Origin of the sequence: Pseudomonas sp. SWI7 (genome assembly GCF_006351945.1) — a bacterium.
Lineage (GTDB): Bacteria > Pseudomonadota > Gammaproteobacteria > Pseudomonadales > Pseudomonadaceae > Aquipseudomonas > Aquipseudomonas fulva.
Genome location: NZ_CP040930.1, coordinates 660,154 through 685,935 on the forward strand (window position 1 = coordinate 660,154; position 25,782 = coordinate 685,935).

Sequence of the window (25,782 nt, forward strand, 5' to 3'; positions counted from 1 at the left end):
TCACTTCCTCGGGTCGAAGGCGTCGCGGGCGGACTCGCCGATGAATACCAGCAGGCTCAGCATCACGGCCAGCACGGCGAACGCGCTGATGCCAAGCCACGGCGCCTGCAGGTTGGATTTGCCCTGCGCAACCAGCTCACCGAGCGACGGGGCGCCCGGAGGCAGGCCGAAGCCGAGGAAGTCCAACGCGGTCAGCGTGCCGATCGCGCCGGTCAGAATGAACGGCATGAACGTCATGGTCGAGATCATGGCATTGGGCAGGATATGCCGGTACATGATCGCGCCGTTGCGCATGCCCAGTGCGCGCGCGGCGCGCACGTACTCAAGGTTGCGTCCGCGCAGGAATTCGGCGCGGACCACGTCCACCAGGCTCATCCAGGAAAACAACAGCATGATGCCCAGCAACCACCAGAAATTGGGCTGCACGAAGCTGGCCAGGATGATCAGCAGGTAAAGCACCGGCAGGCCGGACCAGATTTCCAGGAAGCGTTGCCCGGCCAGGTCTACCCAGCCACCATAGAAACCCTGCAAGGCACCGGCGATCACGCCGATGATCGAGCTGAGCACGGTCAGGGTCAGGGCGAACAGTACCGAAATGCGAAACCCGTAGATCACCCGTGCCAGCACGTCGCGCCCTTGATCATCGGTGCCCAGCCAGTTGTCGGATGAGGGCGGGGCGGGGGCGGGCACGCGCAGGTCGTAGTTGATGCTCTGGTAGCTGAAGGGTATGGGCGCCCACAGCACGAAGCTGTCTTTCTTGGCCAGCAGGTCACGCACGTAGGGGCTTTTGTAGTTGGCTTCCAGCGGGAACTCACCGCCAAAGGTGGTTTCCGGGTAGCGCTTGAAGGCAGGGAAGTACCACTGGCCGTCGTAATGCACGGCAATGGGCTTGTCATTGGCGATGAGCTCGGCGCCCAGGCTCAACCCGAACAGAATCAGGAACAGCCACAGCGACCACCAGCCACGGCGGTTGGCCTTGAAACGCTCGAAGCGACGACGGTTCAGGGGGGACAAGGCCATGTCAGTGCTCCCGGCTGGCAAAGTCGATACGTGGATCGACCAGGGTGTAGGTCAGGTCGCCGATCAGTTTCACCACCAGCCCCAGGAGGGTGAAGATGAACAGGGTGCCGAAGACTACCGGGTAATCGCGGTTGATGGCCGCTTCGAAACTCATCAGGCCCAGCCCGTCGAGGCTGAAGATCACCTCGATCAGCAGCGAGCCTGTGAAGAAGATACCGATGAAGGCCGAAGGAAAGCCGGCGATCACCAGCAGCATGGCATTACGGAACACGTGGCCATACAGCACCCGCGACCGGCTCAGGCCCTTGGCCTTGGCGGTGACCACGTACTGCTTGTTGATCTCGTCGAGAAAGCTGTTCTTGGTCAGCAGCGTCATGGTGGCGAAGTTGCCGATCACCAAGGCCGTGATCGGCAACACCAGGTGCCAGAAATAATCGAGGACCTTGCCTGTGGTGCTCAGCTCATCGAAGTTGTTGGAGGTCAGGCCGCGCAGTGGGAACCAGTCGAAATAGCTGCCGCCGGCGAACAGGACGATCAGCAAGATGGCGAACAGGAACGCCGGGATGGCATAGCCCACGATGATCGCCGAGCTGGTCCACACATCGAAGTGACTGCCGTGGCGAACCGCCTTGGCGATCCCCAGGGGGATCGAGATCAGGTACATGATCAGCGTGCTCCACAGCCCCAGTGAGATCGATACGGGCATCTTCTCCAGAATCAGGTCGATGACCTTGGCGTCACGGAAGAAACTGTCGCCAAAATCCAGCTGGGCGTAGTTCTTGATCATGATCCACAGGCGTTCGGGCGGCGATTTGTCGAAGCCGTACATGCGCTCGATCTCCGCCACCAGCGCAGGGTCCAGGCCCTGTGCACCCCGGTAGTTGGAGCCGGCCACCGACACCTCGGCACCGCCACCTGCGATCCGGCTGGTGGCGCCTTCGAAGCCTTCGAGCTTGGCGATCATCTGTTCCACTGGCCCGCCAGGTGCGGCCTGGACGATGATGAAGTTGATGATCAGGATGCCGAACAGTGTAGGGATGATCAGCAGCAGTCGCCGCAGGATATAGGCCAGCATGTCAGTTGGCCTCGCCAGCAGTGGCCTGGGTGGCCTTGGGCGTTGAGCCGGGCTTGATCCACCAGGTGTCGATGCCGATGTCGTACTTGGGCGAAACCTTGGGGTGACCGATGTGGTTCCAATAGGCCACGCGCCAGGTCTTGATGTGCCAGTTCGGGATCACGTAGTAGCCCCACAGCAATACCCGGTCCAGGGCACGGCAGTGGTCGATCAGGCTCTGACGCGACTCGGCGTTGATCAGGCCATCGACCAGTTGGTCGATGGCGGGGTCACGCAGGCCGATGAAATTGCGGCTCCCGGGGTTGTCGGCGGCCGCGCTGGACCAGAATTCCCTCTGTTCGTTGCCAGGAGAGTTGGACTGGGGGTAGCCGCCCACGATCATGTCGTAATCGCGCGAGCGCAGGCGGGTGATGTACTGGGACACATCGACCCGGCGGATGTTGAGTTCGATACCCAGGTCCGCGAGGTTGCGCTTGAACGGCAGCAAAATGCGTTCGAACTCGGTCTGGGCGAGCAGGAACTCGATGCTGACCGGCTGGCCGTTGGTGTCGACCATCTTGTCGTCGACGATTTTCCAGCCCGCCTCCTGCAGCAACTTGTAGGCTTGGCGCTGCTGCTCCCGGATCATGCCGCTGCCGTCGCTGACCGGGTTGTGGAAGGCCTGGGTGAAGACCTGTTCTGGCACCTGGCTGCGTACCGGTTCGAGGATTTGAAGTTCGCCAGGGCCGGGCAGGCCGCGGGCCGCCATCTCGGAGTTCTCGAAGTAACTGCCGGTGCGTGTGTAGGCGCCGTTGAACAGCTGCTTGTTGGTCCATTCATAGTCCAGCAGCAGGCTCAGCGCCTTGCGCACGCGGATATCCTGGAATACCGGCCGGCGAATGTTGAAGATGAAGCCCTGCATGCCTGTGGGGTTGCCATTGGGCAGCTCCTCCTTGATCAGGCGGCCGTCGCGCACAGCAGGCACGTTGTAGGCCGTGGCCCAGTTCTTGGCGCTGACTTCCAGCGCATAATCGAAGGCGCCCGCCTTCAGTGCCTCCAACGCGACCGTGGTGTCGCGGTAGGCGTCGAAGGTCATGGCGTCGAAATTGTAGAAGCCACGGTTGATGGGCAAGTCCTTGGCCCAGTAGTCCTTGACCCGCTCATAACGGACCGAACGCCCGGCCTTGACCTCGGCCACCTTGTACGGGCCGCTGCCCAGTGGGATTTCCAGATTGCCGCGGTTGAAGTCGCGCTGGGCGTACCAATGCTTGGGCAGCACGGGCAACTGGCCGAGGATCAGCGGCAGTTCACGGTTGCCCTTGTGCTTGAACTTGAATACGACCTTGAGCGGGTCTTCGGCGACCACCTCGGCCACGTCCGCATAGTATTGGCGGTACAGGGGAGCACCGTCCTTCATCAGCGCATTGAAGGTGAACACCACGTCTTCGGCACGCATGGGATGGCCATCGTGGAACCGCGCCTCGGGGCGCAGGTAGAAGCGCACCCAGCTGTTGTCAGGCGCCTTCTCGATCTGTCGAGCGACCAGGCCGTATTCGGTGAAAGGCTCGTCCAGGCTCTGGCGCATCAAGGTGTCGTAGATGATGCTGATGTTTTCGGCAGATACCCCTTTGTTGATGAAGGGGTTGAGGCTGTCGAACCCGCCAAAGCTGGACTGGCGGAAGGTGCCGCCCTTGGGGGCGTCCGGGTTCACGTAGTCGAAGTGCTTGAAATCCGCCGGGTACTTGGGCGGCTCGTCGTACAGCGTGAGTGCGTGCTGCGGCGCTGCCAGCGAGGGAAGGCTCAGGCAGGCCAGCAACAGGCTGCCAGCCAGCCGGCGCAAGGAATGCGTGGGCGTCATTGGGCTTTCTCCGAAGTCTTGATCCACCAGCTGTTCAGCCCGAGGGTATAGGGCGGCGTGGTGACGAAGCCGAACCGATTGCGGTAGGCCAGGCGGTGATTGTCGAGGTACCAGTTGGGAATCATGTAGTGCTGCCATGAGAGCACGCGGTCCAGCGCTCGCGCCGCTGCGACCTGATCATCGCGAGTGCGCGCCGCCAGCAAGGTGTCTAGCAGGTGATCGACCACGGGGTCGTCGACCCCGGCGTAGTTCTTGCTGCCCTTGATGGCCGCCTGGCTTGAATGGAAGTACAGCCATTGCTCGAGGCCCGGGCTCAGGGTCTGGTTCAGGGTCATCAGAATCATGTCGAAGTCAAACTGGTCCAGTCGCTGTTTGTACTGAGCGCGGTCCACGGTTCGCAAGCGCGCGTCTACACCGATGCTGGAGAGGTTTTCGACATACGGCTGCAGGATGCGTTCCAGGTTGGGGTTTACCAGTAGCACTTCCATGCGCAGCGGTTGGCCCTTGCTGTCGACCAGACGCTGGCCCTTGAGTGTCCACCCGGCCTCAGCCAGCAAAGCCAGGGCCTTGCGCAACGTCTGCCGGTCAATCCCGCGCCCGTCCGTACGGCTGACCTGGTAGGGTTCAGTGAACAGCTTGGCCGCGAGCTGGTCGCGAAACGGGGCCAGCAACAACCATTCCTTGCCTTGGGGCAGGCCAGCGGCCGCGAACTCGCTATTGGGGTAATAACTGGTCGAGCGCCGGTAGGCGCTGCTGAACAGGGCACGGTTGGTCCACTCGAAATCGAACATCAAGCCCAGTGCCTGGCGCACCCGTGGATCGCTGAAGGTGGCGCGACGGCTGTTCATGAACAGGCCCTGGGTCTGGGTAGGGATGCGGTGGGGGATCTGCGCCTTGATCACCTCGCCGCGTCGCACGGCGGGGAACGTGTAGCCGTTGGCCCAGTTCTTGGCCTGATGCTCGATGTAGATGTCGAACTCACCTGCCTTGAAGGCTTCGAAGGCAACGGTGGAGTCGCGGTAGAACTCGTACTCGACACGGTCGAAGTTGTACTTGCCTCGATTCACCGCCAGGTCTTTGCCCCAGTAGTTTTTGACGCGCTCGAACACCAGGCGCCGGCCTGGCTGTACCTGGGTCACCCGGTAAGGCCCACTGCCCAGCGGGGGTTCGAAGGTAGTGGCCTTGAAGTCGCGCGTACGCCAGTAATGCTGGGGCAGGACGGGCATTTCCCCAAGGCGCAGGATCAACAACGGGTTGCCGGCTCGCTTGAACACGAAGCGAATACGCAGCGGCCCGAGAATGTCCACCCGCTGCACTTCCTGCAGGTTGGTCCGGTAAAGCGGATGACCTTCCTTGAGCAGTGTGCGGAAGGAGAAGGCCACGTCTGCCGACGTGATGGGCTTGCCATCGTGCCAGCGGGCTTGCGGGCGCAGGTTGAACACTACCCAGCTGCGGTCCTGGCTGTATTCGACCGAGCGGGCAATCAACCCGTAACTGGAGGTCGGCTCATCGCCCGAGGGGTCGTACTGGCCGGTACCCACCATGAGGGTCTCGTTGAGTTCATTGACCCCATACTGTTGAAAGTTGGGCGTGCTCACCGGGCTCGTACCCTTGAAGGTATAGGGGTTGAGCGTGTCGAACGTACCGAAGGCCATCGCCCGCAACGTGCCACCTTTGGGGGCTTGCGGGTTGACCCAGTCGAAATGGGTGAACGAGGCCGGGTACTTGAGCGTGCCGAACTGCGCGTAACCGTGGCTTTCGCTCACGGTTGCGACTGCGGGAAAGCTCAAGGCCAGGCTGAGTGTAAGAAGGAGGGGACGTATCAAGTCGGCATCCGATCCAAAGGCATTGGGCTTTGATCGGGCTACAGTAACAGTTTGCACTGGCGCAGCAAGCGCCAAACGGCAAGAAAACACAGGTACGCGCACGCACAGGTGTCCGCTTGCCGCCTGGGGTCAGTGGCCGACGTAGACGGTCAGGGTCTGGCCGGGTTTGAGCGCATGGCCACTGCGCGGATTCCAGCGCTTGAGGTGGGTCATCTCGACATTGAAGCGTTTGGCCACCAGATACAGCGAATCGCCCTTGCGCACCTTGTATTGGGTTGTGCGTTTTGCCGAGCTGGCGACCCGGTTAGCGGCGCCACTGGAGGCTTTGCCGCCGCGCAAGGCTAGCACCTGGCCGGCGCGCAGGCTGCTGCCCGACAGGCGGTTCCAGCGCTTGATGTCCGCAATGGATACACGGTTGGCCTTGGCGATGGTCCCTAGGTTGTCACCACGCCTGACCTTGTAGCTGCGCGCGGCCACGGGCGCCTGGGCTTCGGCCACGGCGCGAGCGAAAGCGGCCTTGGGTGGCTGCAGGGTGACCAACTGCTCGGGGTTGAGGTTGGAGAGGCTGGCCGAGAGCAACTGCGCCTTGGCCGTGGGCACCAGCAACTGCTTCGGGCCATCGACCGTCATGCGCTTCTTGAAGGCTGGGTTCAGCTGGATGAGTTCGTCTTCGTCGATGTCGGCGAAAGCGGCCACCCGCGTCAGGTCGAGCCGGTCGTTGATCGCGACGGCCTCGAAGTAGGGCTCATTGGCGATCGGCGTCAGGTTCACGCCGTAGGCTTCAGGTGTGGAGACCACCTGTGACAAGGCCAGCAGCTTGGGCACGTAGTCGCGGGTTTCCTGAGGCAGTGGCAGGTTCCAGTAGTCGGTGGGCAAGCCCAGCTTCTCGTTGCGCTCCATCGCGCGGCTGACCGTGCCTTCGCCAGCATTGTAGGCCGCCAGTGCCAGCAGCCAGTCGCCGTTGAACATGTCGTGCAGGCGGGTCAGGTAGTCGAGCGCGGCGTTGGTCGAGGCGGTGACATCCCGACGGCCGTCATAGAAGTTGGTCTGGCGCAGGTTGAAGTGTCGACCGGTGGCTGGCATGAACTGCCACATGCCGGCTGCACTGGCGCGGGAGTACGCCATGGGGTTGTAGGCGCTCTCGATCGCCGGCAGCAGGGCCAGCTCCAGCGGCATGCCGCGCTCCTCGAGGCGTTCGACGATGTAGTGCAGGTAGAGGCTGCCGCGCTCCCCGGCGCTTTCGATGAACGTGGGGTTGCTGGCAAACCACAGGCGCTGTTGATCGATGCGCGGGTTGACGTCGCGGTACTCCTGGAGCACGAAGCCCTGGCGCATGCGTTCCCAGACATCCCGAGGCGCTTGCTCGACCGGCTTGACCAGCAATGGCGCCGGCCTTGGTTTGATTCGCGCTTGCTGGCTGTGCGCACGGACGCTATCGGCTTCGTCGAGCTGATGGGTGCTCTGGCAGCCCACCAAGGTGGCGGCCAGAGCGAGCGCACTGACCTGGGCCAGGCGCGTCAGCGCGACGGAATGAGAGGTTCTGCGGCTTCGGGAAGACATCGGCGGGCACAGGTATCCGGGCAAAAAATTTCGGCGATTCTAGGAACCGCTCCGGACCGGGTCAACCTTTGACCGCCACTTGCGATATATCTTGGGGTTATCAGAAGCTGTCTTTCCAAGACCTCAAGGCAGCAAAAACAGCGACATGCGAGGTGTTGGAATGTCCCTTCCATTCGTCTGCTTTTTGTTTAACAGATGTTTCAGCGGTGCGCAGGAAGGGGTTTGTCAGCCGTTCCAGACCAATGGTGGAGGGCAGTGTGATGCAGTTTTGCGCACGCAGCCGGGAGACCGTTTCGAAGCGCTTCACTACATCTTCATTGTCAGGTTCCACGGCCTTGGCAAAACGCAAATTGCTCAAGGTGTATTCATGTGCGCAGTAGACCTGGGTCTCGGCTGGCAGGGCTGCCAGGCGGGCCAGGGCCGGTTGCATCTGCTCGGCAGTGCCCTCGAACATGCGTCCGCATCCGGCTGCGAACAGGGTATCGCCACTGAACAGTACAGGCGTGGCCGCGCCAGCGTTGAAGAACGCGATGTGCCCCAGTGTATGGCCCGGCACGGCAAGCACCTCATAGACCTCACCCAGCACTGTGACCTGGTCGCCATCGTCCAGTGCCACATCCCTGCAAGGGATATCCTCGTTGGCTGGGCCGTGTACTTGCGCGCCCGTCAACGCCTTGAGCCGCGCCACACCGCCTACATGGTCGTTGTGATGGTGAGTGATGAGCATGTCGGTAAGCTGCCAACCAGGATGCGCGGCAAGCCACCGTTCCACCGGGCCGGCATCGCCAGGGTCGACCACCGCGCAGCGGCGTTTGGCAGTATCCTGTAACAACCAGATGTAATTGTCCGAGAAAGCGGGCAACGCTTCGATCTGTATCATGGTGGGAATCCGATTCGCCTTGCTTGGCACATGAAGGCATCTTAGCCGCGATGGCGCGGTGGGAGAACCTTTCGAGGAATTGCACAATGACCGACCAAGCCTTTGCCCAGGCCGACCCGGACTGGATCAAGCTGATCAGCCTGGCCCGTGAGTGGTTTCAGGGCCCGCTCGGCCAATTGATGCTGCACGAAGAACAGAAGCTGCTGGAGGAAGAGCTGGGGCGCTTCTTCGGTGGCTACCTGGTGCACTATGGCCCCTGCGCCGACGCCCCACCCAGTGCGCCGAAGGTCCAGCGCAACGTGCGCCTCGGCGCGCCGCTGCCGGGGGTGGAGATCGTCTGCGAGGAACAGGCCTGGCCGTTGAGCGAGCACGCGGCCGATGTGGTGGTGTTGCAACATGGGCTGGATTTCAGCCTGTCGCCCCACGGGCTGCTGCGTGAGGCCGCCAGCGCCGTGCGCCCAGGCGGTCATCTGCTGATCGTCGGAATCAATCCGTGGAGCAGTTGGGGGGTGCGTCACCTGTTTAGCCGTGGCGCTTTGCGCAAGGCCCGCTGCATCTCGCCATCGCGACTGGGTGACTGGCTCAACCTGCTGGGCTTTGCCTTGGAGAAACGCCGCTTCGGGTGCTATCGTCCGCCGCTTGCTTCGCCTGCCTGGCAGCAGCGCCTGGAAGGGTGGGAGCGCATGGCGGGCGGGTGGCAAAGCGCTGGCGGCGGTGTCTATGTGCTGGTGGCGCGCAAGATGGTCGTGGGCCTGCGGCCGCTGCGGCCCCAGCGTCGCGAGCCGATGGGCAAGTTGCTGCCGTTGCCATTGGCCAAGGTCAACCGCACCTCGTCGACCCCCGATCCCGATAAGCAGTGAATACGAGTGGTACATGAGCGATAGCGTCGAAATGTTTACCGATGGTGCCTGCAAGGGCAACCCTGGCCCCGGCGGCTGGGGTGTGCTGATGATTTTCAAAGGCGTTGAAAAAGAGTTGTGGGGGGGCGAGCGCGAGACCACCAACAACCGCATGGAGTTAATGGCCGCCATCCAGGGGCTGATGGCGCTCAAGCGTGAATGCGAGGTCGTGCTGACGACTGACTCGCAGTACGTGATGAAAGGCATCAACGAATGGATGGTCAACTGGAAAAAGCGTGGCTGGAAAACCGCGGCCAAGGAACCTGTGAAGAATGCCGACCTGTGGCAGTTACTCGACGAACAGGTCAACCGCCACAAGGTGACCTGGAAATGGGTCCGCGGCCACATTGGCCACCCCGGCAACGAGCGTGCGGACCAGCTGGCCAACCGTGGCGTGGACGAAGTGCGCGCCCGGGCATGACGCGCTGAACCCGATGCCAGGTGCGAAGGGGGCTCAGCGCTCGCCCTGCTGTTATACTGCGCACCTTTGTAAACGATGCAAGTTGGAGTCCCCCAAGTGGAGCAACAGCAAGACAAGCGGTTCGTTATCCTCGATACCGAAACCACGGGTATGCCGGTCAGCGAGGGGCACCGCATCATCGAGATTGGCTGCGTCGAGGTGGTCGGCAGGCGCCTGACAGGCAGGCATTTCCACGTCTACTTGCAGCCTGACCGCGAAAGTGACGAGGGCGCGATCAACGTCCACGGCATCACTGACGCCTTCCTGATTGGCAAGCCGCGCTTCGGCGACGTCGCCGAGGAGTTCTTCGCGTTCATCCAGGGCGCTACGCTGGTCATCCACAACGCGGCATTCGACGTCGGGTTCATCAACAACGAGTTCGCGCTGCTGGGCCAGCAGGACCGTGCTGACCTGTCCCAGCACTGCACCATTCTCGACACCTTGTTGCTGGCGCGGGCGCGTCATCCGGGGCAACGCAACAGCCTGGATGCCTTGTGCAAACGCTACGATATCGACAACTCGGGGCGCGAACTGCACGGCGCGTTGCTCGACGCCGAGCTGCTGGCGGATGTCTACCTGGCAATGACCGGGGGGCAGACCAGCCTCTCGTTGGCAGGGCATGGCAGCGATTCGGACGAAAACGGGCAGGGTAGCGGAGGAGCTGACATTCGTCGCATCAGCGGTCGCGCGCCCGGCCGGGTCATTCTGGCCGCACCGGATGAGCTCGAAGCTCATGCCGAACGCCTTGCAGCGATTGCCAAGTCCGCTGGCGGCCCATCGCTCTGGCAGGCACTGGCTGAGCGGTCAGCGGACTGAAAAAGCGACGGCCTGCTGCTGGTCAATCAAGACCGCAAGCGGTCTCACCCTCATCGAGCAGTAACAGGCCAGTGCCTCTTCGTGTCATGGGATACGGATGATTTCGACACCGGTGCGGGCAAGCTCGAATCGATTTTCACCCAGGTAGTTGACGCGATCGCCGATGGCAAGGCGGTAGGTGGTGATAGGTGCGCCGGTCGTGCTGCCGTCGTGTTGCAGGGTAGATTCCTGAAACTCGTGCACGGGATAGATACGGCCTTCGGCGTCGCGGGCATGGAATTGGCCGACCATTACTGCTGCCATTTGGGTGGAACCCTCTGAATTGCGTAGGAAATGTCTGTAGCAGTAGACCTTCCAAGGGCAGGGGAAGTTTTCGCGGCCGGGAAAAAAAACCAAAGCAGCGCAAAACGGTCATCTATAACTACATCGTCCCTGAAAACATGAAGTTGGAGATTGCCATGACCCAGGTCTATTCGGTTGCCGTCGTCGTCGGTAGCCTGCGCAAGGATTCCTATAACCGCAAGGTGGCCCGCGCGCTGTCTGAGCTGGCGCCGTCGAGCCTGGCACTGAAGATCGTCGAGATCGGCGACTTACCCCTGTACAACGAAGACCTGGAAACCGATGCCCCGCCAGCTGCCTGGACACGCTTTCGGAACGACATCAAGGGCAGCGATGCGGTGCTCTTCGTCACGCCGGAGTACAACCGGACCATGCCAGGCTGCCTGAAGAATGCCATCGATGTGGGTTCAAGGCCTTACGGGCAAAGCGCGTGGGGCGGCAAGCCGGCAGCCGTGGCGAGTGTGTCGCCAGGTGCGATCGGCGGCTTCGGTGCCAACCATTCAGTGCGCCAGTCCCTGGTGTTCCTGGACATGCCATGCATGCAGATGCCGGAGGCCTACATTGGCGGCGCTGCCAGCCTGTTCGACGAGTCAGGCAAACTCAACGACAAGACCCGGCCGTTTTTGCAAGGCTTCATCGACAAGTTCGCGTCTTGGGTGAAGCTGAATCGCTCTGTATGACCGTGGCCTGAGCGGCACCACATTGTGCGGGCCAGTCGGCCCGCGCAATGTTTGTCAGCCAAGGGCTGCCCGATCGTGGCAGTCAGCGGAATGTGTAGGACACTCCCGCATAGACCGCAGCGCCTTCGCCCGGAGTGGAGCGGGCAATGTCCCGCCCTGCGTCATTGAAGCCTGGGGTTACGGTCGCTGCGTAGCGCTTGTTGGTCAGGTTGCGTAGATCCAGCCAGGTCTGCCAGTCACGCTGCGGCGAGTCCCAACCGAGACGGGCGCCGAGGGTGGCGTAATCGTCTGCATGGTAGCTGTTGGCATAGTCCACTTGCACCTTGGACGCCATCTGCGTGTTGATCCCGGCGTAGAAGCCGCTGGGCCAGTCGAAGCGCAACTCGGCCTGATAGTAGTGCATGGGGATGCCCGGCAGGCGGTTGTCGCCGAACCTTTCGTCGTCGCGGTAATGGAAGTCACTGAAGGTGTAGGCCTGACGCAGGCTCAGGCGACCCAGGCCTGACTGCTCCCAGAGCGTGCTGTCCAGCCCGGCCTCCACGCCCTGGTGCACCGTGGCGCTGGCATTGAATTCCGAGGTGAAGTTCGGCACCACCTCGACCGCGAGCAGTTCGTGGCGTACTTGGGCGTAGTACCAGGCAAGGTCCCACCGCCCGAATGCCGACTCGCCGCGCGCACCTACTTCCAGCGTGGTGGCTGTCTGGTTCTGCATTTCGATCGGTTGAATCTGCTTGCCGCCCACGCTTGGCGAGCTCCAGATCAGCGACCATGGGTGGGGCGGTTCCACCGAGCGGCTGAGGTTGCCGTACACCTGCAGGTCCGGGCGTGCGTCGTAGCGCAGTCCGATGCGCGGCGCATAATCCCAATCATGCATCGACACCTTGCCGCCTTCGGCGGGGTAGGTCACGTCGCTCTCGCGTCGCGTATAGATAGCGGCCAGCCCGGTTGTCAGCCACAGGTTCGGTATGAGCTCCAGGTCATTACCTAGATGCAACACGGTATCGGAGCCTTGATAGGTGAAGTCACGTGTCCGAGTGCCGATCACCTGGCCGTTGCGCGCAAATTGTGAGGCGCCGCTGTTGGGCAGGTGCTTGGTGGTGCGCCAGCCCACGGTCGTCTTGCTCTCACGGCCAAACACCGTGTCGCGCCGCTGATAGTTCAGCGTGCCACTGACGTCGGTGTAAGCCACCTTCAGGCGCATCGGGCCCTCGCGCAGGTCCATGGGGTAATCGTGGTAGACCAGGCCGGCTTCGACGCGGGCATCATCGTCGAGGTAGAACGTGGTCTTGCTGCCAACCCAGGTACTGCCCGGCTGCGGACGGCTGTCATCACGTGCCAGGTAGGCAGGGTTCGCCGAGGTAGGGTGATGCTTGATCTGGTCTTTGGTCAAACGTCCGGCCAGGTCGTTCTCCGTTTCCCGGTAGCGCAGGTACAGCCGTGTTTCAAGGTTGGGGTTGAAGCGATAGCCGACGTTGGCCGCGATGCCCTTGGCGCTGCCGCTGCTGTGCTGCTGGTAGCCGTCGTAGTGCGCATCGGTCAGCGCAACGTAGTAGTCAAGGTTACCGAGTACCTGGCCGGAGCTGATGTGGCGGCGCTGATAGCCACGGCTGCCGACTTCATAGCGCACGTGCAGGGGCGCTGCATCGTAGCCGGTGTGGGTGACGTAATTGATGGCACCGCCCAACGCCAGCGATCCCTGATCAAACCCGTTGGCACCGCGCAGCACTTCGGCGCGGTTGAGCCACAACGGCTCGAACAGCTCGTAGGGCGTGCCCCCGGGGCCGGTCAGCGGCAGGCCGTCGAACTGCGTGTAGACCCCTGAGCCGTGCGCGCCTGGGGCCCGGTTGAGGCCGGAGCCGCGAATCGACAACTTGATGCCGTCGTTGCCCGCCGACTGGGCGAACACCCCCGGCTGGTAGGCAAGGACATCCTGGTTGCTGGCCACACGGCCTTGACCCACCTTTTGCATGTCCACCAGGTTGGTGCCACCTGGGGCACTGCGCAGGCACTGCGCTGCGGCCTCCAGGTCCCCTTGCGCCTGGTCGGTGATCAGCACCTGGCCAAGTTCGATCGGGCTTGCTGACCAGGCAGGCGGGCTCGCAATGATGGCGCCAAGCAGGCCAAGGCGGGGGGACAGCAACAAAACGCGACGCATCGTAGGGCTCCAGACGACCAGCAGTGAGGCAACAGCGGTATGACGTACGAACCCGCGCCCAGATCACCCACAGCAGGGTAAAAATGCTGACACTGCCCCAACGCTTTCACCCACACGCCAGATCGGGCGACCGATAGGCCTGAGGGCGAGTCCAGCATTTGCCAGGCACAAACAAAAACACCCCGCGTAAGCGGGGTGTCTGGGATTGCCAGGCGGGTTAGCCGATCAGGTACAAACCTGCATGCTGCACCAGGTCCAGCAGCGGCTGCGGGTACACACCCAGTACGAAGACGAGCAGGGCGACAGCCAGCAGCATGACGCCACCGGTGCGCTGTTCCCACTTCAACGGTGCGTCGTGACGGCGCAGGTTAGGCTCGACCAGGTACAGGGTGACCATCACACGCAGGTAGTAGTACACACCGATGGCACTACCGATGACCAGCGCGCCCACCAACCACCACAGCTGCGACTCGACACCGGTGGCAATGATGTAGAACTTGCCGATGAAACCAGCGGTGAGCGGGATACCGGCCAGCGACAGCATCATCACGGTCAGCACGGCGGTCAGGTAGGGGCGACGCCAGAACAGACCGCGGTACTCGTACAGCGCGTCAGCATCGCGGCCACCGTAGGGCGAGGACATCAAGGTGATGACACCGAATGCCCCAAGGCTTGTGAGCACGTAGGTGACCAGGTAGACGCCCATGGCCTCCAGCGCCAGGCCCTTGCTGGCCACCAGCGCGATCAGCAGGTAGCCGAAGTGGGCGATGGACGAGTAACCCAGCAGGCGCTTGAGGTTGCTCTGGGTCAGCGCCAGCAGGTTACCGACCAGGATCGACGCCACGGCGATGATGGCAAGCACCGTGCTCAGCACACCGCTGCTGGCGGCAGGGGAGAGCATGAACAGGCGGATGACCACCGCGAACACCGCAACCTTGCTGGCCGTGGCGAGGAACGCGGCGACCGGGGCCGGAGCACCTTCGTACACATCGGGCGTCCACAGGTGGAACGGTACCAGCGACAGTTTGAACGCCAGGCCGACCAACATCATGCCCAGACCCAGTTGAGCCAGCAGGCTCGGCATGCTGGTGGCAGCCAATGCCTTGCCCAACTGGTCGAAGGTCAAGCTGCCGGCGTCGGCGTACAGCAGCGCCATGCCGAACAGCAGGAAGGCAGAACCTGCTGCCGACAGCACCATGTACTTGATGCCGGCTTCAAGCGAGCGCTTGTTGAAGAACGCATACGCTACCAGGCCGTAGACCGGTACCGACAGCAACTCCAGGCCAATGAACAGGCCCGCCAGGTGGTTGGCGCTGACCAGCACCAGCCCGCCCAGTGCCGACATCAGCAGCAGCAGGTACAGCTCTTCGCGGTTGCCCGGGAAACCCTTGGCGCCTTCGCCCAGGTAGGCATGGGCGAGCGTTACGCATGCCAGGGTCGCGACCAACATGATTGCCATGTAAAGGCAGGCGAACTTGTCGATGGTGATCAGCGAAGTGACCGCCAGTGGCGCGACCTTCAATGCTGGCAGGATCGAAAGCAGGGCCAGGTTCAGCCCCACGGTGGACAGCAGGAACGTCTGCGAGTGATTGCGCTTCCAGGCGATCGCCAGCATCACCACCACCGTGGTGATGGTGGTGATCAGCATCGGCGCCAATGCGATGAAGTGTTGAGTGGTGAATTCCATAGCGCTCTTACCGGGCCGAAGCGAGTTGAGTGAAAGCGGAACCGAGCCACTGCTGCACACCACTCATGGTGGCGGCAGAGGTGTCGAGGAACGGCTGTGGATACACGCCCAGCAGCACCAGCAGTACCGCCAGGCCCAGCACCATGACCAGCTCGCGGGTGTCCATGCCGGCCAGTACGGTGTCCGATTTGCTCGGGCCGAAGTAGGCGCGGTGAATCATGATCAGCGAGTAGACCGAGCCGAATACCAGGCCGGTAGTGGCGATGACGGTGATCCACGGCACGTGCACGAAGCTGCCGATCAGGATCAGGAACTCACCCACGAAGTTGCCGGTGCCTGGCAGCCCCAGGGAGGCGGCAGCGAAGAACAGGCTGATGGCAGGCAGGTAGGCGATGCGGTGCCACAGCCCGCCCATCTGGCGCATGTCGCGGGTGTGCAGGCGCTCGTACAACTGACCGGACAGGATGAACAGCGCGGCAGCCGACAGACCGTGAGCCAGCATCTGGATGACCGCACCTTGCAGTGCTTGCTGGCTACCGGAATAGATGCCGATCAGCACGAAGCCCATGTGAGAGACGCTGGAGAAGGCGATCAGGCGCTTGATGTCGGTCTGGGCGAAGGCCAGGAAGGCCCCGTAGAAGATGCCGATCAGGCCCAGGGTCATGGCGATGGGCGCGAACTCTGCCGATGCATTGGGGAACAGCGGCAGGGCGAAGCGCAGCAGGCCATAAGCAGCGGTCTTGAGCAGGATACCCGCCAGGTCCACGGAACCTGCGGTCGGCGCCTGGGCGTGGGCGTCGGGCAACCAGGAGTGGAACGGCACCACCGGCAGCTTCACGGCAAAGGCAATGAAGAAGCCCAGCATCAGCAGGTATTCGGTACCGGCCGGCAGGTCGGCCTTGAGCAGGTCGCTGTAGTTGAACGTGATCACACCGGTGTTGGTGTAGTTGACCAGTACCAGGCCCAGGATCGCCACCAGCATGATCAGGCCGCTGGCCTGGGTGAAGATGAAGAACTTGGTCGCCGCGTAGATGCGCGTCTTCTTGCCGTCCGCCGAGCTATGACCCCAGAGCGCGATGAGGAAGTACATCGGCACCAGCATCATTTCCCAGAAGAAGAAGAACAGGAACAGGTCCAGCGCCAGGAACACACCGACCACACCACCCAGGATCCACATCAGGTTCAGGTGGAAGAAGCCGACGTGGCGCTGGATCTCTTTCCAGGAGCACAGCACCGACAGCACGCCCAGCAGGCCTGTGAGCAGGATCATCAGCAGCGACAGGCCGTCGAGGGCCAGGTGGATGCTGATGCCGAAGCGCTGGATCCACTGGACTTTGTATTCCAGGGCCCATGCAGGCTCGGCGCCCGGAGCCGGGGCAAGGGTGTAGTCGCCGTTAGCCCACAGCCACAGGCCGATGCCGAGCAACAGGGACATGGTCAGCAGCGCGATCCAGCGCGGCAGGGTAGCGCCGAAGCGCTCGCCCAGCCAGCACAGGAAGCCGCCGATGAAGGGGATCAGGATCAGCCAAGGCAAAATCATGACGGGTTGGTTTCCTTTTGCAGGGTCGCAAGGTTCGCAAGGTTCATGGTCATACCGCGGCCACTACCACAGCGCCGAGTACCAGCACTGCGCCAATGGCGATGGAGGCGGTATACCAGCGCAGCTGGCCCGTCTCGGTCTTGGTCATGGCCACGTGGCCACCGCGAGCCAGACGAGGGATCAGGCCGATACCGCGGTCAACCGGGTCTTTGCGCAGCAGGTGGCTGATCAGCAGGTAGGGCTTGACGAACAGCTTGTCGTAGATCCAGTCGAAGCCCCAGGCCGCGAACCACCAGGCCGACAGCACGCGGCCGATGCCACTGTTGGCCACCGCGCTGACGAAGCTGCGCTTGCCCAGGAACAGCAAGGCGGCGAGCAGGATACCGGCAATGGCAATGGCGCCCGAGGTGATCTCCAGAGCATGCTTGGCCTCACCGCCGGCATGGCCTGCGCTTTGAGGCAGCACGTCAGCCAACGGCGGTGTGATCCATGCGCCGACGAAGGTCGACAGCACGATCAGCACGCCCAGTGGCAGCCAATGGCTGATGCCGTGGCCGGCGTGGGCTTCGGTCTTCGCTTCGCCGTGGAAGGCGATGAAGATCAGGCGGAAGGTGTACAGCGAGGTCATGAAGGCGCCGAGCAGGCCGGCGTACAGCAGGCCGGAGTTGCCGCTGGCAAAGGCTTCCCACAGGATCTCGTCCTTGGAGTAGAAGCCTACGGTCACGATCGGCAAGGCCGCCAGGGCAGCGCCACCGACCACGAAGCTGGCGTAGGCCAGCGGCAGTTTCTTCCACAGCCCGCCCATCTTGAAGATGTTCTGCTCATGGTGGCAGGCCACGATGACGGCGCCCGAAGCCAGGAACAGCAGCGCCTTGAAGAAGGCGTGGGTCATCAAGTGGAAGATCGCCGCATCCCAGGCGCCGACGCCCAGTGCCAGGAACATGTAGCCGATCTGGCTCATGGTCGAGTAGGCCAGGATACGCTTGATGTCGGTTTGCACCAGTGCAGCGAAGCCCGCCAGCACCAGGGTAACGCCACCCACCACGCCCACCAGGTGCAGGATGTCCGGCGCCAGCAGGAACAGGCCATTGGTACGGGCAATCAGGTAGACACCGGCCGTTACCATCGTCGCCGCGTGGATCAGCGCCGACACCGGGGTCGGGCCGGCCATGGCGTCCGCCAACCAGGTCTGCAGCGGTAGCTGCGCGGATTTGCCCACGGCGCCGCCGAGCAGCATCAGCGTTGCCAACACCATCCAGGTATCGCCGGCCTGGAATTTCTGCGGTGCCAGCACCAGCAGTTCCTGGACGTTCAGCGTGCCCAGCTGGGCGAACAGGATGAACAGGCCGATGGCCATGAACACGTCGCCGATACGGGTGACGATGAAGGCCTTGAGCGCTGCGTTACCATTGTTGCGGTTGCTGTAGTAGAAACCGATCAACAGGTAGGAACACAGGCCTACGCCTTCCCAGCCGAAGTAGATGAACAGCAGGTTGTCGCCCAGGATCAGGAACAGCATGCTGGCGATGAACAGGTTGGTGTACGAGAAGAACCGTGAGTAGCCGGTCTCGCCACGCATGTACCAGGACGCGAACAAGTGGATCAGGAAACCCACACCTGTCACTACGCCCAGCATGGTGACCGACAGGCCATCGAGGTACAGGGTGAAGTTCGGCGCAAAACCATCCACCGACATCCACTGCCACAGCAGCTGGCTGTACGCACCGCCTTCAGGCGGGGCGACGTTGAATTGCCAGATCACGTAGGCGGCCGTGGCCGCCGACAGGCCAACCGAACCGACGCCGATCAAGGCGGACAGGTTCTCCGAGAACCTCCCGCGCGAGAACGACAGCAGCACAAAGCCCACAAGGGGGAAGACGAAAGTCAGGAAGAGAAGGTTCATCCGCGCATCTCACTGGCAGCATCGATGTCGAGAGTGTGGAAGCGGCGATACAGCTGCAGCAGGATGGCCAAGCCAATGCTGGCCTCGGCTGCTGCCAGGCTGATCACCAGAATGAACATCACCTGGCCATCGGGTTGGACCCAACGGGCACCGGCGACGACGAACGCCAGGGCAGAGGCGTTCATCATGACTTCCAGGCTCATGAGTACGAAGAGGATGTTGCGGCGGACCATCAGGCCAACCAGACCTAAGCAGAACAGGATGCCGGCGACGGCCAGGCCATGTTCGAGAGGGATAGCACCCATGATTTACTCCTTCGCCTCATTGCGGCCCAGGTGGAAGGCGGTGACCGCTGCCGCGAGCAGCAGCATCGACGCCAGTTCGACCACCAGCAGGTAGGGGCCGAACAGGCTCACACCCACTGCTTTCGGGCCCACGGTGGTACCGCTGATGGCAGCGCCGCTGGGTGCGACGAACAGCACGTACAGCAGCTCCACCAGCAACAGGGCGCCAAGGATCACCGGCCCTGCCCAGATGCCGGGCTTGAGCCAGCCGCGCTCCTGGGCAACCGAAGCCGGCCCCAGGTTGAGCATCATCACCACGAAGACGAACAGCACCATGATGGCGCCGGCATAGGCGATCACTTCCAGGGCGCCCGCGAACGGCGCACCCAGGGAAAAGAAGATCATCGCCACGGAAATCAGCGAGATGATCAGGTAGAGCAGGGCGTGCACAGGGTTTGTGCCGGTCACCACCCGAAGGGTGGACACCACGGCGATCCCGGATGCGAAGTAGAAAGCGAATTCCATCTTTCTGTCCTTATGGGAGCAAGCTCTTCACGTTGATCGGCTCGGCTTCGTTCTGCGCAGCGCCTTTCGGCTTGCCAGCGATCGCCATGCCCGCAACACGGTAGAAGTTGTAGTCAGGGTTCTTGCCGGGGCCGGAGATCAGCAGATCTTCTTTCTCGTACACCAGGTCCTGACGCTTGAACTCGGCCATTTCGAAATCCGGAGTCAGCTGGATTGCGGTGGTCGGGCACGCTTCTTCGCACAGGCCACAGAAGATGCAGCGCGAGAAGTTGATGCGGAAGAACTCCGGGTACCAACGGCCGTCGTCGGTTTCTGCCTTCTGCAGCGAGATGCAGCCCACCGGGCAGGCCACCGCGCACAGGTTGCAGGCCACGCAGCGCTCTTCGCCATCAGGGTCGCGCGTCAGGACGATGCGGCCACGGTAGCGTGGGGGCAGGTACACGGGTTCTTCGGGGTACTGCAGGGTGTCGCGCTTGCGAAACCCGTGGGAGAACACCATGGCCAGGCTGCGCAGCTGGGTGCCGGTGCCCTTAACGATGTCGCCGATATACTTGAACATGGGTCAAATCCTCACTGGGCCGCGACGGCTGGCGTGTTGTAAAGCACGATCGCAGCGGTCACCAGCAAATTGATCAGGGTCAGCGGCAGGCAGAACTTCCAGCTGAAGTCCATCACCTGGTCATAGCGTGGGCGCGGAATGGAGGCGCGCAGCAGGATGAACAGCATGATGAAGAACGCGGTCTTCAGGGCGAACCACAGGAACGACAGTTGCGGCAGGATGCCGAACGGGCCGTGCCATCCGCCGAAGAACAGGGTGACCAGCAGCGCCGAGATGAGGATGATGCCGATGTACTCACCGACGAAGAACATGCCCCATTTCATGCCGGCATACTCGATGTGGTAGCCGTCGGCCAGTTCCTGTTCCGCTTCCGGCTGGTCGAAGGGGTGACGGTGAGTCACGGCCACGCCAGCGATGAAGAAGGTGCAGAAGCCGAAGAACTGCGGAATGATGAACCACAGGTTCTGCGCCTGGTACTCGACGATGTCGCGCATGTTGAACGAACCGACCTGTACCACCACGCCCATCAGCGCCAGGCCCAGGAACACTTCGTACGACACGGTCTGGGCCGAGGCCCGCAAGCTGCCCAGCAAGGCGTACTTGTTGTTCGAGGACCAGCCGGCGAACAGGACGGCATAGACCGACAGACCTGCCATGGCGAAGAAGAACAGCAGGCCGATGTTCAGATCGGCCACGCCCCAGGTCGGGGTGATCGGAATGACCACGAAGGCAATCAGCAGGGCGCTCATGGCCACGACGGGTGCCAGGGTAAAGATCACGCGGTCGACGAAGGGCGGGTTCCAGTCTTCCTTGAAGAACATCTTCAACATGTCGGCAGCGATCTGGAACATGCCGAACGGGCCAACGCGGTTCGGACCGTAACGGTCCTGCCACCAGCCCAGCAGGCGCCGCTCGATGAAGCTGAGCAGCGCACCGCAGACCACCACCGCCAGCAGGACCACGATGGCCCTTAGCACGGTGAGGATCACGTCGATCACTTCGGGGGTGAACCAGCTCATTGTGCTGCCTCCTGCAGGCCTTCGACGGATGCCCCGAACACGGCAGGCGGGATGCCGGCCAAGCCCTTGGGCAGCGCGACCAGGCCAGCGCCCAGCGCTTCATTGATACGCAGCGGCAGGCGCAGCGCCACACCCGCGACGTTCAGGTCCAGCAGGGCACCTTCGTTGACGCCCAGGCGATCGGCTTCGGACTTGGCCAGGGCCACGTAGGCAGCCGGGATGCGCGTTTGCACCGGCGCGGCACGCGAGGAGCTTTCTTCGCTGCCGAACAGGTGGAAGAACGGTACCGCTGTCCAGGTGCCGCGGGCCGGGTTGAAGGCGCCAGGTACCGTGGTGAACCAGGCCAGGCCATCACCTTTGGATTCGATCAGCCGCACGCCTGGGTCGCCGGCACGCAAGTGGCCACCCACCTCGTCCTGAAACTTGTTCCAGGCCTGGGGCGAGTTCCAACCTGGCGACCAGGCGAACGGGACCTGCTGGCGTGGCTCGGCCGAGCCCGAATACCCTTCCATGGAGAAGGCGAACGCGGTATCGCGATCTTGCGGGGTACGCGGCTCGTGCACGCTGATGTTGGCGCGCATGGCGGTGCGCCCGGAGTAGCGCAGCGGCTCACGGGCAAGCTTCAGGCCCTTGATGCGGAAGGCGGCGCTTGGCGCGGCATCGACGATGCCAGCCAGTTGCGGGGCCGCCTGGGCGCAGGCGTGGGTAACGTGGTCCAGTTGGGTCCAGTCCACGGGCTTGGCCAGCAGGGTGGCACGCAGGGCGTGCATCCAGCGCCAGCCTTCGTGGACCTGGATGCTGCTGTCCAGGTACTGCGGGTCGAACACCTGGAAGAAGCGCTGGGCACGGCCTTCCTGGCTGACCAGGGTGCCGTCGCCTTCGGCGAAGGAGGCGGCCGGCAGTACCAGGTGAGCGCGCTCGACCGTCGGGGTTCTGGAGTGGTCGGCAACGATGACCACCTTGGCCGCTGCCAGGGCAGCATCCACCTTGGCTGCAGGGACGCGGGCGTAGAGGTCGTTTTCCAGCACCACGATGGCGTCGGCCTTGCCGTCGATGACCGCATCCAGTGCGGCGTCGACCGACTCGCCACCCAGCATGGCCAGGCCAAGGCTGTTGGCTTCAGGCACCACCAGGCTCAAGGAGCCTTGTTTGTCGCGCAGCTTCAGGGCCTTGGCGATGTTGGCGGCTGCTTCGATCAGCGAAGCATCGGCCAGCGAGGTGCCGGCAATGACCAGCGGGCGCTTGGCCGCGATCAGGGCATCGGCGATGCGCTGGGCCAGCGCCTTGGCCTCGTCGTCCAGGCCGGCGACGGCTGGCGCACTTGGGTCGATGGCATGGGCCACGGCAAAACCGAGACGGGCCAGGTCCGCCGGGGCTGCATGCACGCATTCTTCGGCCACGTCGTCGAGCTTGGTCTCGGCCAGGCTGGCGATGAACAGGGGGTACAGCGCATGCTGACCGATGTTCTTGACGGCAGCGTCGAGCCACGGCTGAACCTTCATCGCCTCGGCCATGGCCTCGGCCTTGCCCTTGGTGGCCTGGCGCACGGCCAGGGCGACGCGGGCAGCGGTCTGGGTCAGGTCTTCACCCAGCACGAATACCGCATCATGGTCTTCGATGTCGCGCAGGGTCGGAACGGGCAGGGGGCTGTTGTTCAGCACGTCTAGCGCCAGACGCACGCGCGTCAGCTCACCGGCTTCCATCCCGCAGTAGAAATACTCGGCACCGACTAGTTCGCGCAGGCCATAGTTGCTTTCGAGGCTGGCGCGTGGCGAACCGATACCGACGATGGTACGGCCGCGCAGCAGGTCGGCGGCTTTGTCCAGGGCCGCGTCCAGGCCTAACTTGGTGCCGTCGGCCAGTTGCGCCTGGCGTGGACGATCCGTGCGGTTGACGTAGCCATAGCCGAAGCGGCCTCGGTCGCACAGGAAGTACTGGTTCACCGAGCCGTTGAAACGGTTCTCGATGCGGCGCAGTTCACCGTAACGCTCGCCTGGGCTGATGTTGCAGCCACTGGAGCAACCGTGGCAGATGCTCGGGGCAAACTGCATGTCCCACTTGCGGTTGTAGCGCTCGGAGTGGGTTTTGTCGGTGAACACGCCGGTTGGGCAGACTTCGGTCAGGTTGCCCGAGAACTCGCTTTCCAGCACACCGTCTTCGACGCGCCCGAAATACACGTTGTCATGGGCGCCATAGACACCCAGGTCGGTGCCACCGGCGTAGTCCTTGTAGTAACGCACGCAGCGGTAGCAGGCGATGCAGCGGTTCATCTCATGGGCGATGAACGGGCCGAGGTCCTGGTTCTGGTGGGTGCGCTTGGTGAAGCGATAGCGGCGCTCGTTGTGGCCGGTCATCACTGTCATGTCTTGCAGGTGGCAGTGCCCGCCTTCCTCGCACACCGGGCAGTCGTGCGGGTGGTTGGTCATCAGCCATTCGACGACGCTGGCGCGAAACGCCTTGGACTCGTCATCGTCGATGGAGATCCAGGTACCGTCGGATGCAGGCGTCATGCAGGACATGACGATACGCCCGCGCGTGTCGTTCTCGTCGGTGTACTGCTTGACCGCACATTGGCGGCAGGCACCGACGCTGCCAAGCGCCGGGTGCCAGCAGAAATAAGGGATGTCGAGGCCAAGTGACAGACAGGCCTGTAACAGGTTGTCTGCACCGTTGACTTCGAGCGCTTTGCCGTCTACGTGGATAGTGGCCATTGTTCAAAGTTCTTCGTTGGCCCGCGTGAGCAGGCGTGGCTAATGGAAATCGGTAAGCCTGCGACACGCCGCGATCGGGTCGGGCCTGTCGGCAAGCTGGCGAGTGGCACGGACCACCCGCAGGAACATCGTGTTATGCGCCGACTACGGTCGGCCCGGCCTGAAGCGGTCTTGCCAGGTCAGGGCGCAACGCCTCGCCAGCGACAACCGGTGCGACACCGGCCTCGAACTCCGAGCGGAAGTACTTGATGGCACTGCCAAGCGGCTCCACCGCACCGGGTGCGTGGGCGCAGAAGGTACGGCCTGGGCCGAGGAAGTTGACCAGCCCCAGCAGGGTCTCGATGTCTTCGGCGCGGCCCTGGCGGTTCTCCAGGGCGCGCAGCATCTTCACGCTCCAGGGCAGGCCGTCACGGCACGGTGTGCACCAGCCGCACGACTCACGGGCGAAGAACTCCTCCATGTTGCGCAGCAGCGAGACCATGCTGACACTGTCGTCCACCGCCATGGCAAGGCCGGTCCCCATGCGGGTGCCGACTTTGGCGATACCGCCCGCGTACATTTGCGCGTCCAGGTGCTCGGGCAGCAGGAAACCGGTGCCGGCCCCGCCGGGCTGCCAGCACTTGAGCCGGAAGCCGTCGCGCATGCCGCCCGCGTAGTCCTCGAACAGTTCGCGTGCGGTGACGCCAAACGGCAGCTCCCACAGGCCTGGGTTCTTGACCTTGCCGGAGAAGCCCATCAGCTTGGTGCCATGGTCTTCGCTGCCTTCGCGGGCCAGCGACTTGTACCAGTCGTTGCCATTGGCGACGATGGCCGGCACGTTGCACAGGGTCTCGACGTTGTTCACGCAGGTCGGCTTGCCCCACACGCCCACGGCGGCAGGGAAGGGCGGCTTGGAGCGTGGGTTGGCGCGGCGACCTTCGAGCGAGTTGATCAGCGCGGTTTCTTCACCGCAGATATAGCGGCCTGCACCGGTGTGCACGAACAGCTCGAAATCGAAGCCGCTGCCCAGGACGTTCTTGCCCAGCAGGCCAGCGGCCTTGGCTTCATCGATGGCACGGTTGAGGTTTTTTGCCGCCGTGGTGTATTCGCCGCGCAAGAAGATGTAGCCGCGGTAGGCCTTCAGCGCGCGGGCGCTGATCAGCATGCCTTCGATCAGCAGATGGGGCTGTTGCTCCATCAGCATGCGGTCCTTCCAGGTGTTGGGCTCCATTTCATCGGCGTTACACAACAGGTAACGGATGTTCATGGACTCATCCTTGGGCATCAGGCCCCACTTCACCCCGGTGGGGAAGCCCGCGCCACCACGGCCCTTGAGGCCGGAGTCCTTGACGCTTTGCACGATCTCGTCAGCCGACATCTGCGCCAGCGCCTTGCGGGCAGCGGCGTAGCCGTTCTTCGATTCGTACTCGGCCAGCCAGACCGGCTCGCCGTCTTCACGCAGGCGCCAGGTCAGCGGATGGGTTTCAGCCGAGCGCGCGATGCGGTTGGCCGGGCCGAAGGAAGTGATGGTCATGCGTAACCCTCCAGCAGCTTGGAGACGCCAGCAGGCTGCACGTCGCCAAAGGTGTCGTCGTCGATCATCAGCGCCGGGGCCTTGTCGCAGTTGCCAAGGCAGCAGACCGGCAGCAGGGTGAAGCGGCCATCGGCAGTCGTTTGACCCAGGCCGATGCCCAGCTCGCTCTGGATCTGGCTGACCACCGACTCGTGGCCGCCGATGTAGCACACCATGCTGTCGCACACGCGGATAATGTGGCGGCCCACCGGCTGGCGGAAGATCTGGCTGTAGAAGGTGGCGACGCCTTCGACGTCGCTGGCCGGGATGCCCAGCACCTCGCCGATGGCGTGGATGGCGCCGTCCGGCACCCAGCCACGGGCTTTCTGCACGATCTTCAGGGCTTCGATGGACGCCGCACGCGGGTCCTCGTAGTGGTGCATTTCATGCTCGATGGCCGAGCGTTCGGTTTCGCTCAGGGCGAAACGGTCTGTCTGGATAAGCGTGCTGTTCAT

General features: G+C 63.0%; 22 protein-coding genes. 4 read left to right on the top strand and 18 right to left on the bottom strand.

All coding sequences use genetic code 11. The features are described 5' to 3' along the window. The 6 genes from FH041_RS02935 to gloB form a co-directional block, all read right to left on the bottom strand. A complete protein-coding gene (locus FH041_RS02935) occupies positions 1–1,020 on the bottom strand; it encodes an ABC transporter permease (RefSeq protein ID WP_023534824.1) in 1,020 nt (339 codons plus the stop codon). 1 nt (position 1,021) lies between these two features. Beyond that, a complete protein-coding gene (locus tag FH041_RS02940) occupies positions 1,022–2,095 on the bottom strand; it encodes a microcin C ABC transporter permease YejB (RefSeq protein ID WP_028686579.1) in 1,074 nt (357 codons plus the stop codon). A gap of 1 nt (position 2,096) precedes the next feature. Continuing rightward, a complete protein-coding gene (locus tag FH041_RS02945; protein ID WP_028686578.1) occupies positions 2,097–3,932 on the bottom strand; it encodes an extracellular solute-binding protein in 1,836 nt (611 codons plus the stop codon). Next, positions 3,929–5,758 carry an extracellular solute-binding protein gene (locus FH041_RS02950; protein WP_081783924.1) on the bottom strand — a complete coding sequence of 610 codons (1,830 nt, stop codon included), beginning with the start codon at positions 5,756–5,758 and terminating at the stop codon, positions 3,929–3,931. Before FH041_RS02950 ends, FH041_RS02945 begins: the two co-directional genes overlap by 4 nt. Positions 5,759–5,887: 129 nt before the next feature. Further along, complete coding sequence (locus tag FH041_RS02955) at positions 5,888–7,318, bottom strand: lytic transglycosylase domain-containing protein (protein ID WP_027916261.1); 1,431 nt, start codon at positions 7,316–7,318, stop codon at positions 5,888–5,890. A gap of 100 nt (positions 7,319–7,418) precedes the next feature. Further along, positions 7,419–8,198 (bottom strand): hydroxyacylglutathione hydrolase, encoded by a 780-nt coding sequence (gloB, locus tag FH041_RS02960; RefSeq protein ID WP_088523606.1) that lies wholly within the window; start codon positions 8,196–8,198, stop codon positions 7,419–7,421. A gap of 86 nt (positions 8,199–8,284) precedes the next feature. Here gloB and FH041_RS22630 point away from each other — a divergent pair, with 86 nt between their 5' ends. From FH041_RS22630 to dnaQ, 3 genes are all read left to right on the top strand, one after another. After that, on the top strand, positions 8,285–9,058 hold the full coding sequence (locus FH041_RS22630; RefSeq protein ID WP_088523605.1) for a class I SAM-dependent methyltransferase: 774 nt from the start codon (positions 8,285–8,287) through the stop codon (positions 9,056–9,058). A 13-nt stretch (positions 9,059–9,071) separates the two neighbouring features. After that, positions 9,072–9,518 (top strand): ribonuclease HI, encoded by a 447-nt coding sequence (gene rnhA / locus FH041_RS02975; RefSeq protein ID WP_023534768.1) that lies wholly within the window; start codon positions 9,072–9,074, stop codon positions 9,516–9,518. A 150-nt stretch (positions 9,519–9,668) separates the two neighbouring features. Then, positions 9,669–10,373 carry a DNA polymerase III subunit epsilon gene (gene dnaQ, locus FH041_RS02980; protein WP_371259685.1) on the top strand — a complete coding sequence of 235 codons (705 nt, stop codon included), beginning with the start codon at positions 9,669–9,671 and terminating at the stop codon, positions 10,371–10,373. 84 nt (positions 10,374–10,457) lie between these two features. Here the strand turns inward: dnaQ and FH041_RS02985 are convergent, their stop codons facing one another. Next, positions 10,458–10,676 carry a hypothetical protein gene (locus FH041_RS02985; protein WP_027916257.1) on the bottom strand — a complete coding sequence of 73 codons (219 nt, stop codon included), beginning with the start codon at positions 10,674–10,676 and terminating at the stop codon, positions 10,458–10,460. Between the two features lie 155 nt (positions 10,677–10,831). Here FH041_RS02985 and FH041_RS02990 point away from each other — a divergent pair, with 155 nt between their 5' ends. Next, positions 10,832–11,392, top strand: coding sequence for an NADPH-dependent FMN reductase (locus FH041_RS02990; protein ID WP_023534853.1), 561 nt, complete (start codon positions 10,832–10,834; stop codon positions 11,390–11,392). 82 nt (positions 11,393–11,474) lie between these two features. On the opposite strand, the gene FH041_RS02995 is transcribed toward FH041_RS02990, so the two are convergent. The 11 genes from FH041_RS02995 to nuoE form a co-directional block, all read right to left on the bottom strand. After that, positions 11,475–13,547, bottom strand: a complete 2,073-nt coding sequence (locus FH041_RS02995) for a TonB-dependent receptor domain-containing protein (RefSeq protein ID WP_088523604.1) — start codon at positions 13,545–13,547, stop codon at positions 11,475–11,477. A gap of 217 nt (positions 13,548–13,764) precedes the next feature. Continuing rightward, positions 13,765–15,234, bottom strand: coding sequence for an NADH-quinone oxidoreductase subunit NuoN (gene nuoN, locus FH041_RS03000; RefSeq protein ID WP_023534778.1), 1,470 nt, complete (start codon positions 15,232–15,234; stop codon positions 13,765–13,767). Positions 15,235–15,241: 7 nt separating this feature from the next. Continuing rightward, a complete protein-coding gene (gene nuoM / locus FH041_RS03005) occupies positions 15,242–16,774 on the bottom strand; it encodes an NADH-quinone oxidoreductase subunit M (RefSeq protein ID WP_023534786.1) in 1,533 nt (510 codons plus the stop codon). Positions 16,775–16,823: 49 nt separating this feature from the next. After that, complete coding sequence (gene nuoL, locus FH041_RS03010; protein ID WP_027916255.1) at positions 16,824–18,677, bottom strand: NADH-quinone oxidoreductase subunit L; 1,854 nt, start codon at positions 18,675–18,677, stop codon at positions 16,824–16,826. Continuing rightward, positions 18,674–18,982, bottom strand: coding sequence for an NADH-quinone oxidoreductase subunit NuoK (nuoK, locus tag FH041_RS03015; RefSeq protein WP_003251446.1), 309 nt, complete (start codon positions 18,980–18,982; stop codon positions 18,674–18,676). The genes nuoL and nuoK overlap by 4 nt, the downstream gene beginning before the upstream one ends. Positions 18,983–18,985: 3 nt before the next feature. Then, positions 18,986–19,486, bottom strand: a complete 501-nt coding sequence (gene nuoJ, locus FH041_RS03020; protein WP_023534783.1) for an NADH-quinone oxidoreductase subunit J — start codon at positions 19,484–19,486, stop codon at positions 18,986–18,988. Positions 19,487–19,496: 10 nt separating this feature from the next. Then, entirely contained in the window at positions 19,497–20,045 is a 549-nt protein-coding gene (nuoI, locus tag FH041_RS03025; RefSeq protein ID WP_023534793.1) for an NADH-quinone oxidoreductase subunit NuoI, read from the bottom strand. Between the two features lie 11 nt (positions 20,046–20,056). Continuing rightward, positions 20,057–21,064: an NADH-quinone oxidoreductase subunit NuoH gene (gene nuoH / locus FH041_RS03030; protein ID WP_027916254.1), complete on the bottom strand. Its 1,008-nt coding sequence runs from the start codon at positions 21,062–21,064 to the stop codon at positions 20,057–20,059. Then, complete coding sequence (gene nuoG / locus FH041_RS03035; protein ID WP_140174165.1) at positions 21,061–23,775, bottom strand: NADH-quinone oxidoreductase subunit NuoG; 2,715 nt, start codon at positions 23,773–23,775, stop codon at positions 21,061–21,063. Before nuoG ends, nuoH begins: the two co-directional genes overlap by 4 nt. 133 nt (positions 23,776–23,908) lie before the next feature. Beyond that, positions 23,909–25,288, bottom strand: coding sequence for an NADH-quinone oxidoreductase subunit NuoF (gene nuoF / locus FH041_RS03040; protein ID WP_023534745.1), 1,380 nt, complete (start codon positions 25,286–25,288; stop codon positions 23,909–23,911). After that, positions 25,285–25,782 (bottom strand): NADH-quinone oxidoreductase subunit NuoE, encoded by a 498-nt coding sequence (gene nuoE, locus FH041_RS03045; RefSeq protein WP_027916252.1) that lies wholly within the window; start codon positions 25,780–25,782, stop codon positions 25,285–25,287. The genes nuoF and nuoE overlap by 4 nt, the downstream gene beginning before the upstream one ends.

Coding starts and splice junctions, on each gene's coding strand:
- nuoF (WP_023534745.1), bottom strand. CDS start 25,288: ATGACCATCACTTCCTTCGGCCCGGCCAACCGCATCGCGCGCTCGGCT.
- gloB (WP_088523606.1), bottom strand. CDS start 8,198: ATGATACAGATCGAAGCGTTGCCCGCTTTCTCGGACAATTACATCTGG.
- FH041_RS02985 (WP_027916257.1), bottom strand. CDS start 10,676: ATGGCAGCAGTAATGGTCGGCCAATTCCATGCCCGCGACGCCGAAGGC.
- FH041_RS22630 (WP_088523605.1), top strand. CDS start 8,285: ATGACCGACCAAGCCTTTGCCCAGGCCGACCCGGACTGGATCAAGCTG.
- nuoI (WP_023534793.1), bottom strand. CDS start 20,045: ATGTTCAAGTATATCGGCGACATCGTTAAGGGCACCGGCACCCAGCTG.
- nuoE (WP_027916252.1), bottom strand. CDS start 25,782: ATGAACAGCACGCTTATCCAGACAGACCGTTTCGCCCTGAGCGAAACC.
- FH041_RS02940 (WP_028686579.1), bottom strand. CDS start 2,095: ATGCTGGCCTATATCCTGCGGCGACTGCTGCTGATCATCCCTACACTG.
- nuoM (WP_023534786.1), bottom strand. CDS start 16,774: ATGATTTTGCCTTGGCTGATCCTGATCCCCTTCATCGGCGGCTTCCTG.
- nuoH (WP_027916254.1), bottom strand. CDS start 21,064: ATGAGCTGGTTCACCCCCGAAGTGATCGACGTGATCCTCACCGTGCTA.
- nuoN (WP_023534778.1), bottom strand. CDS start 15,234: ATGGAATTCACCACTCAACACTTCATCGCATTGGCGCCGATGCTGATC.
- FH041_RS02955 (WP_027916261.1), bottom strand. CDS start 7,318: ATGTCTTCCCGAAGCCGCAGAACCTCTCATTCCGTCGCGCTGACGCGC.
- nuoJ (WP_023534783.1), bottom strand. CDS start 19,486: ATGGAATTCGCTTTCTACTTCGCATCCGGGATCGCCGTGGTGTCCACC.
- nuoK (WP_003251446.1), bottom strand. CDS start 18,982: ATGGGTGCTATCCCTCTCGAACATGGCCTGGCCGTCGCCGGCATCCTG.
- rnhA (WP_023534768.1), top strand. CDS start 9,072: ATGAGCGATAGCGTCGAAATGTTTACCGATGGTGCCTGCAAGGGCAAC.
- FH041_RS02945 (WP_028686578.1), bottom strand. CDS start 3,932: ATGACGCCCACGCATTCCTTGCGCCGGCTGGCTGGCAGCCTGTTGCTG.
- FH041_RS02990 (WP_023534853.1), top strand. CDS start 10,832: ATGACCCAGGTCTATTCGGTTGCCGTCGTCGTCGGTAGCCTGCGCAAG.
- dnaQ (WP_371259685.1), top strand. CDS start 9,669: ATGCCGGTCAGCGAGGGGCACCGCATCATCGAGATTGGCTGCGTCGAG.
- nuoG (WP_140174165.1), bottom strand. CDS start 23,775: ATGGCCACTATCCACGTAGACGGCAAAGCGCTCGAAGTCAACGGTGCA.
- FH041_RS02995 (WP_088523604.1), bottom strand. CDS start 13,547: ATGCGTCGCGTTTTGTTGCTGTCCCCCCGCCTTGGCCTGCTTGGCGCC.
- FH041_RS02935 (WP_023534824.1), bottom strand. CDS start 1,020: ATGGCCTTGTCCCCCCTGAACCGTCGTCGCTTCGAGCGTTTCAAGGCC.
- nuoL (WP_027916255.1), bottom strand. CDS start 18,677: ATGAACCTTCTCTTCCTGACTTTCGTCTTCCCCCTTGTGGGCTTTGTG.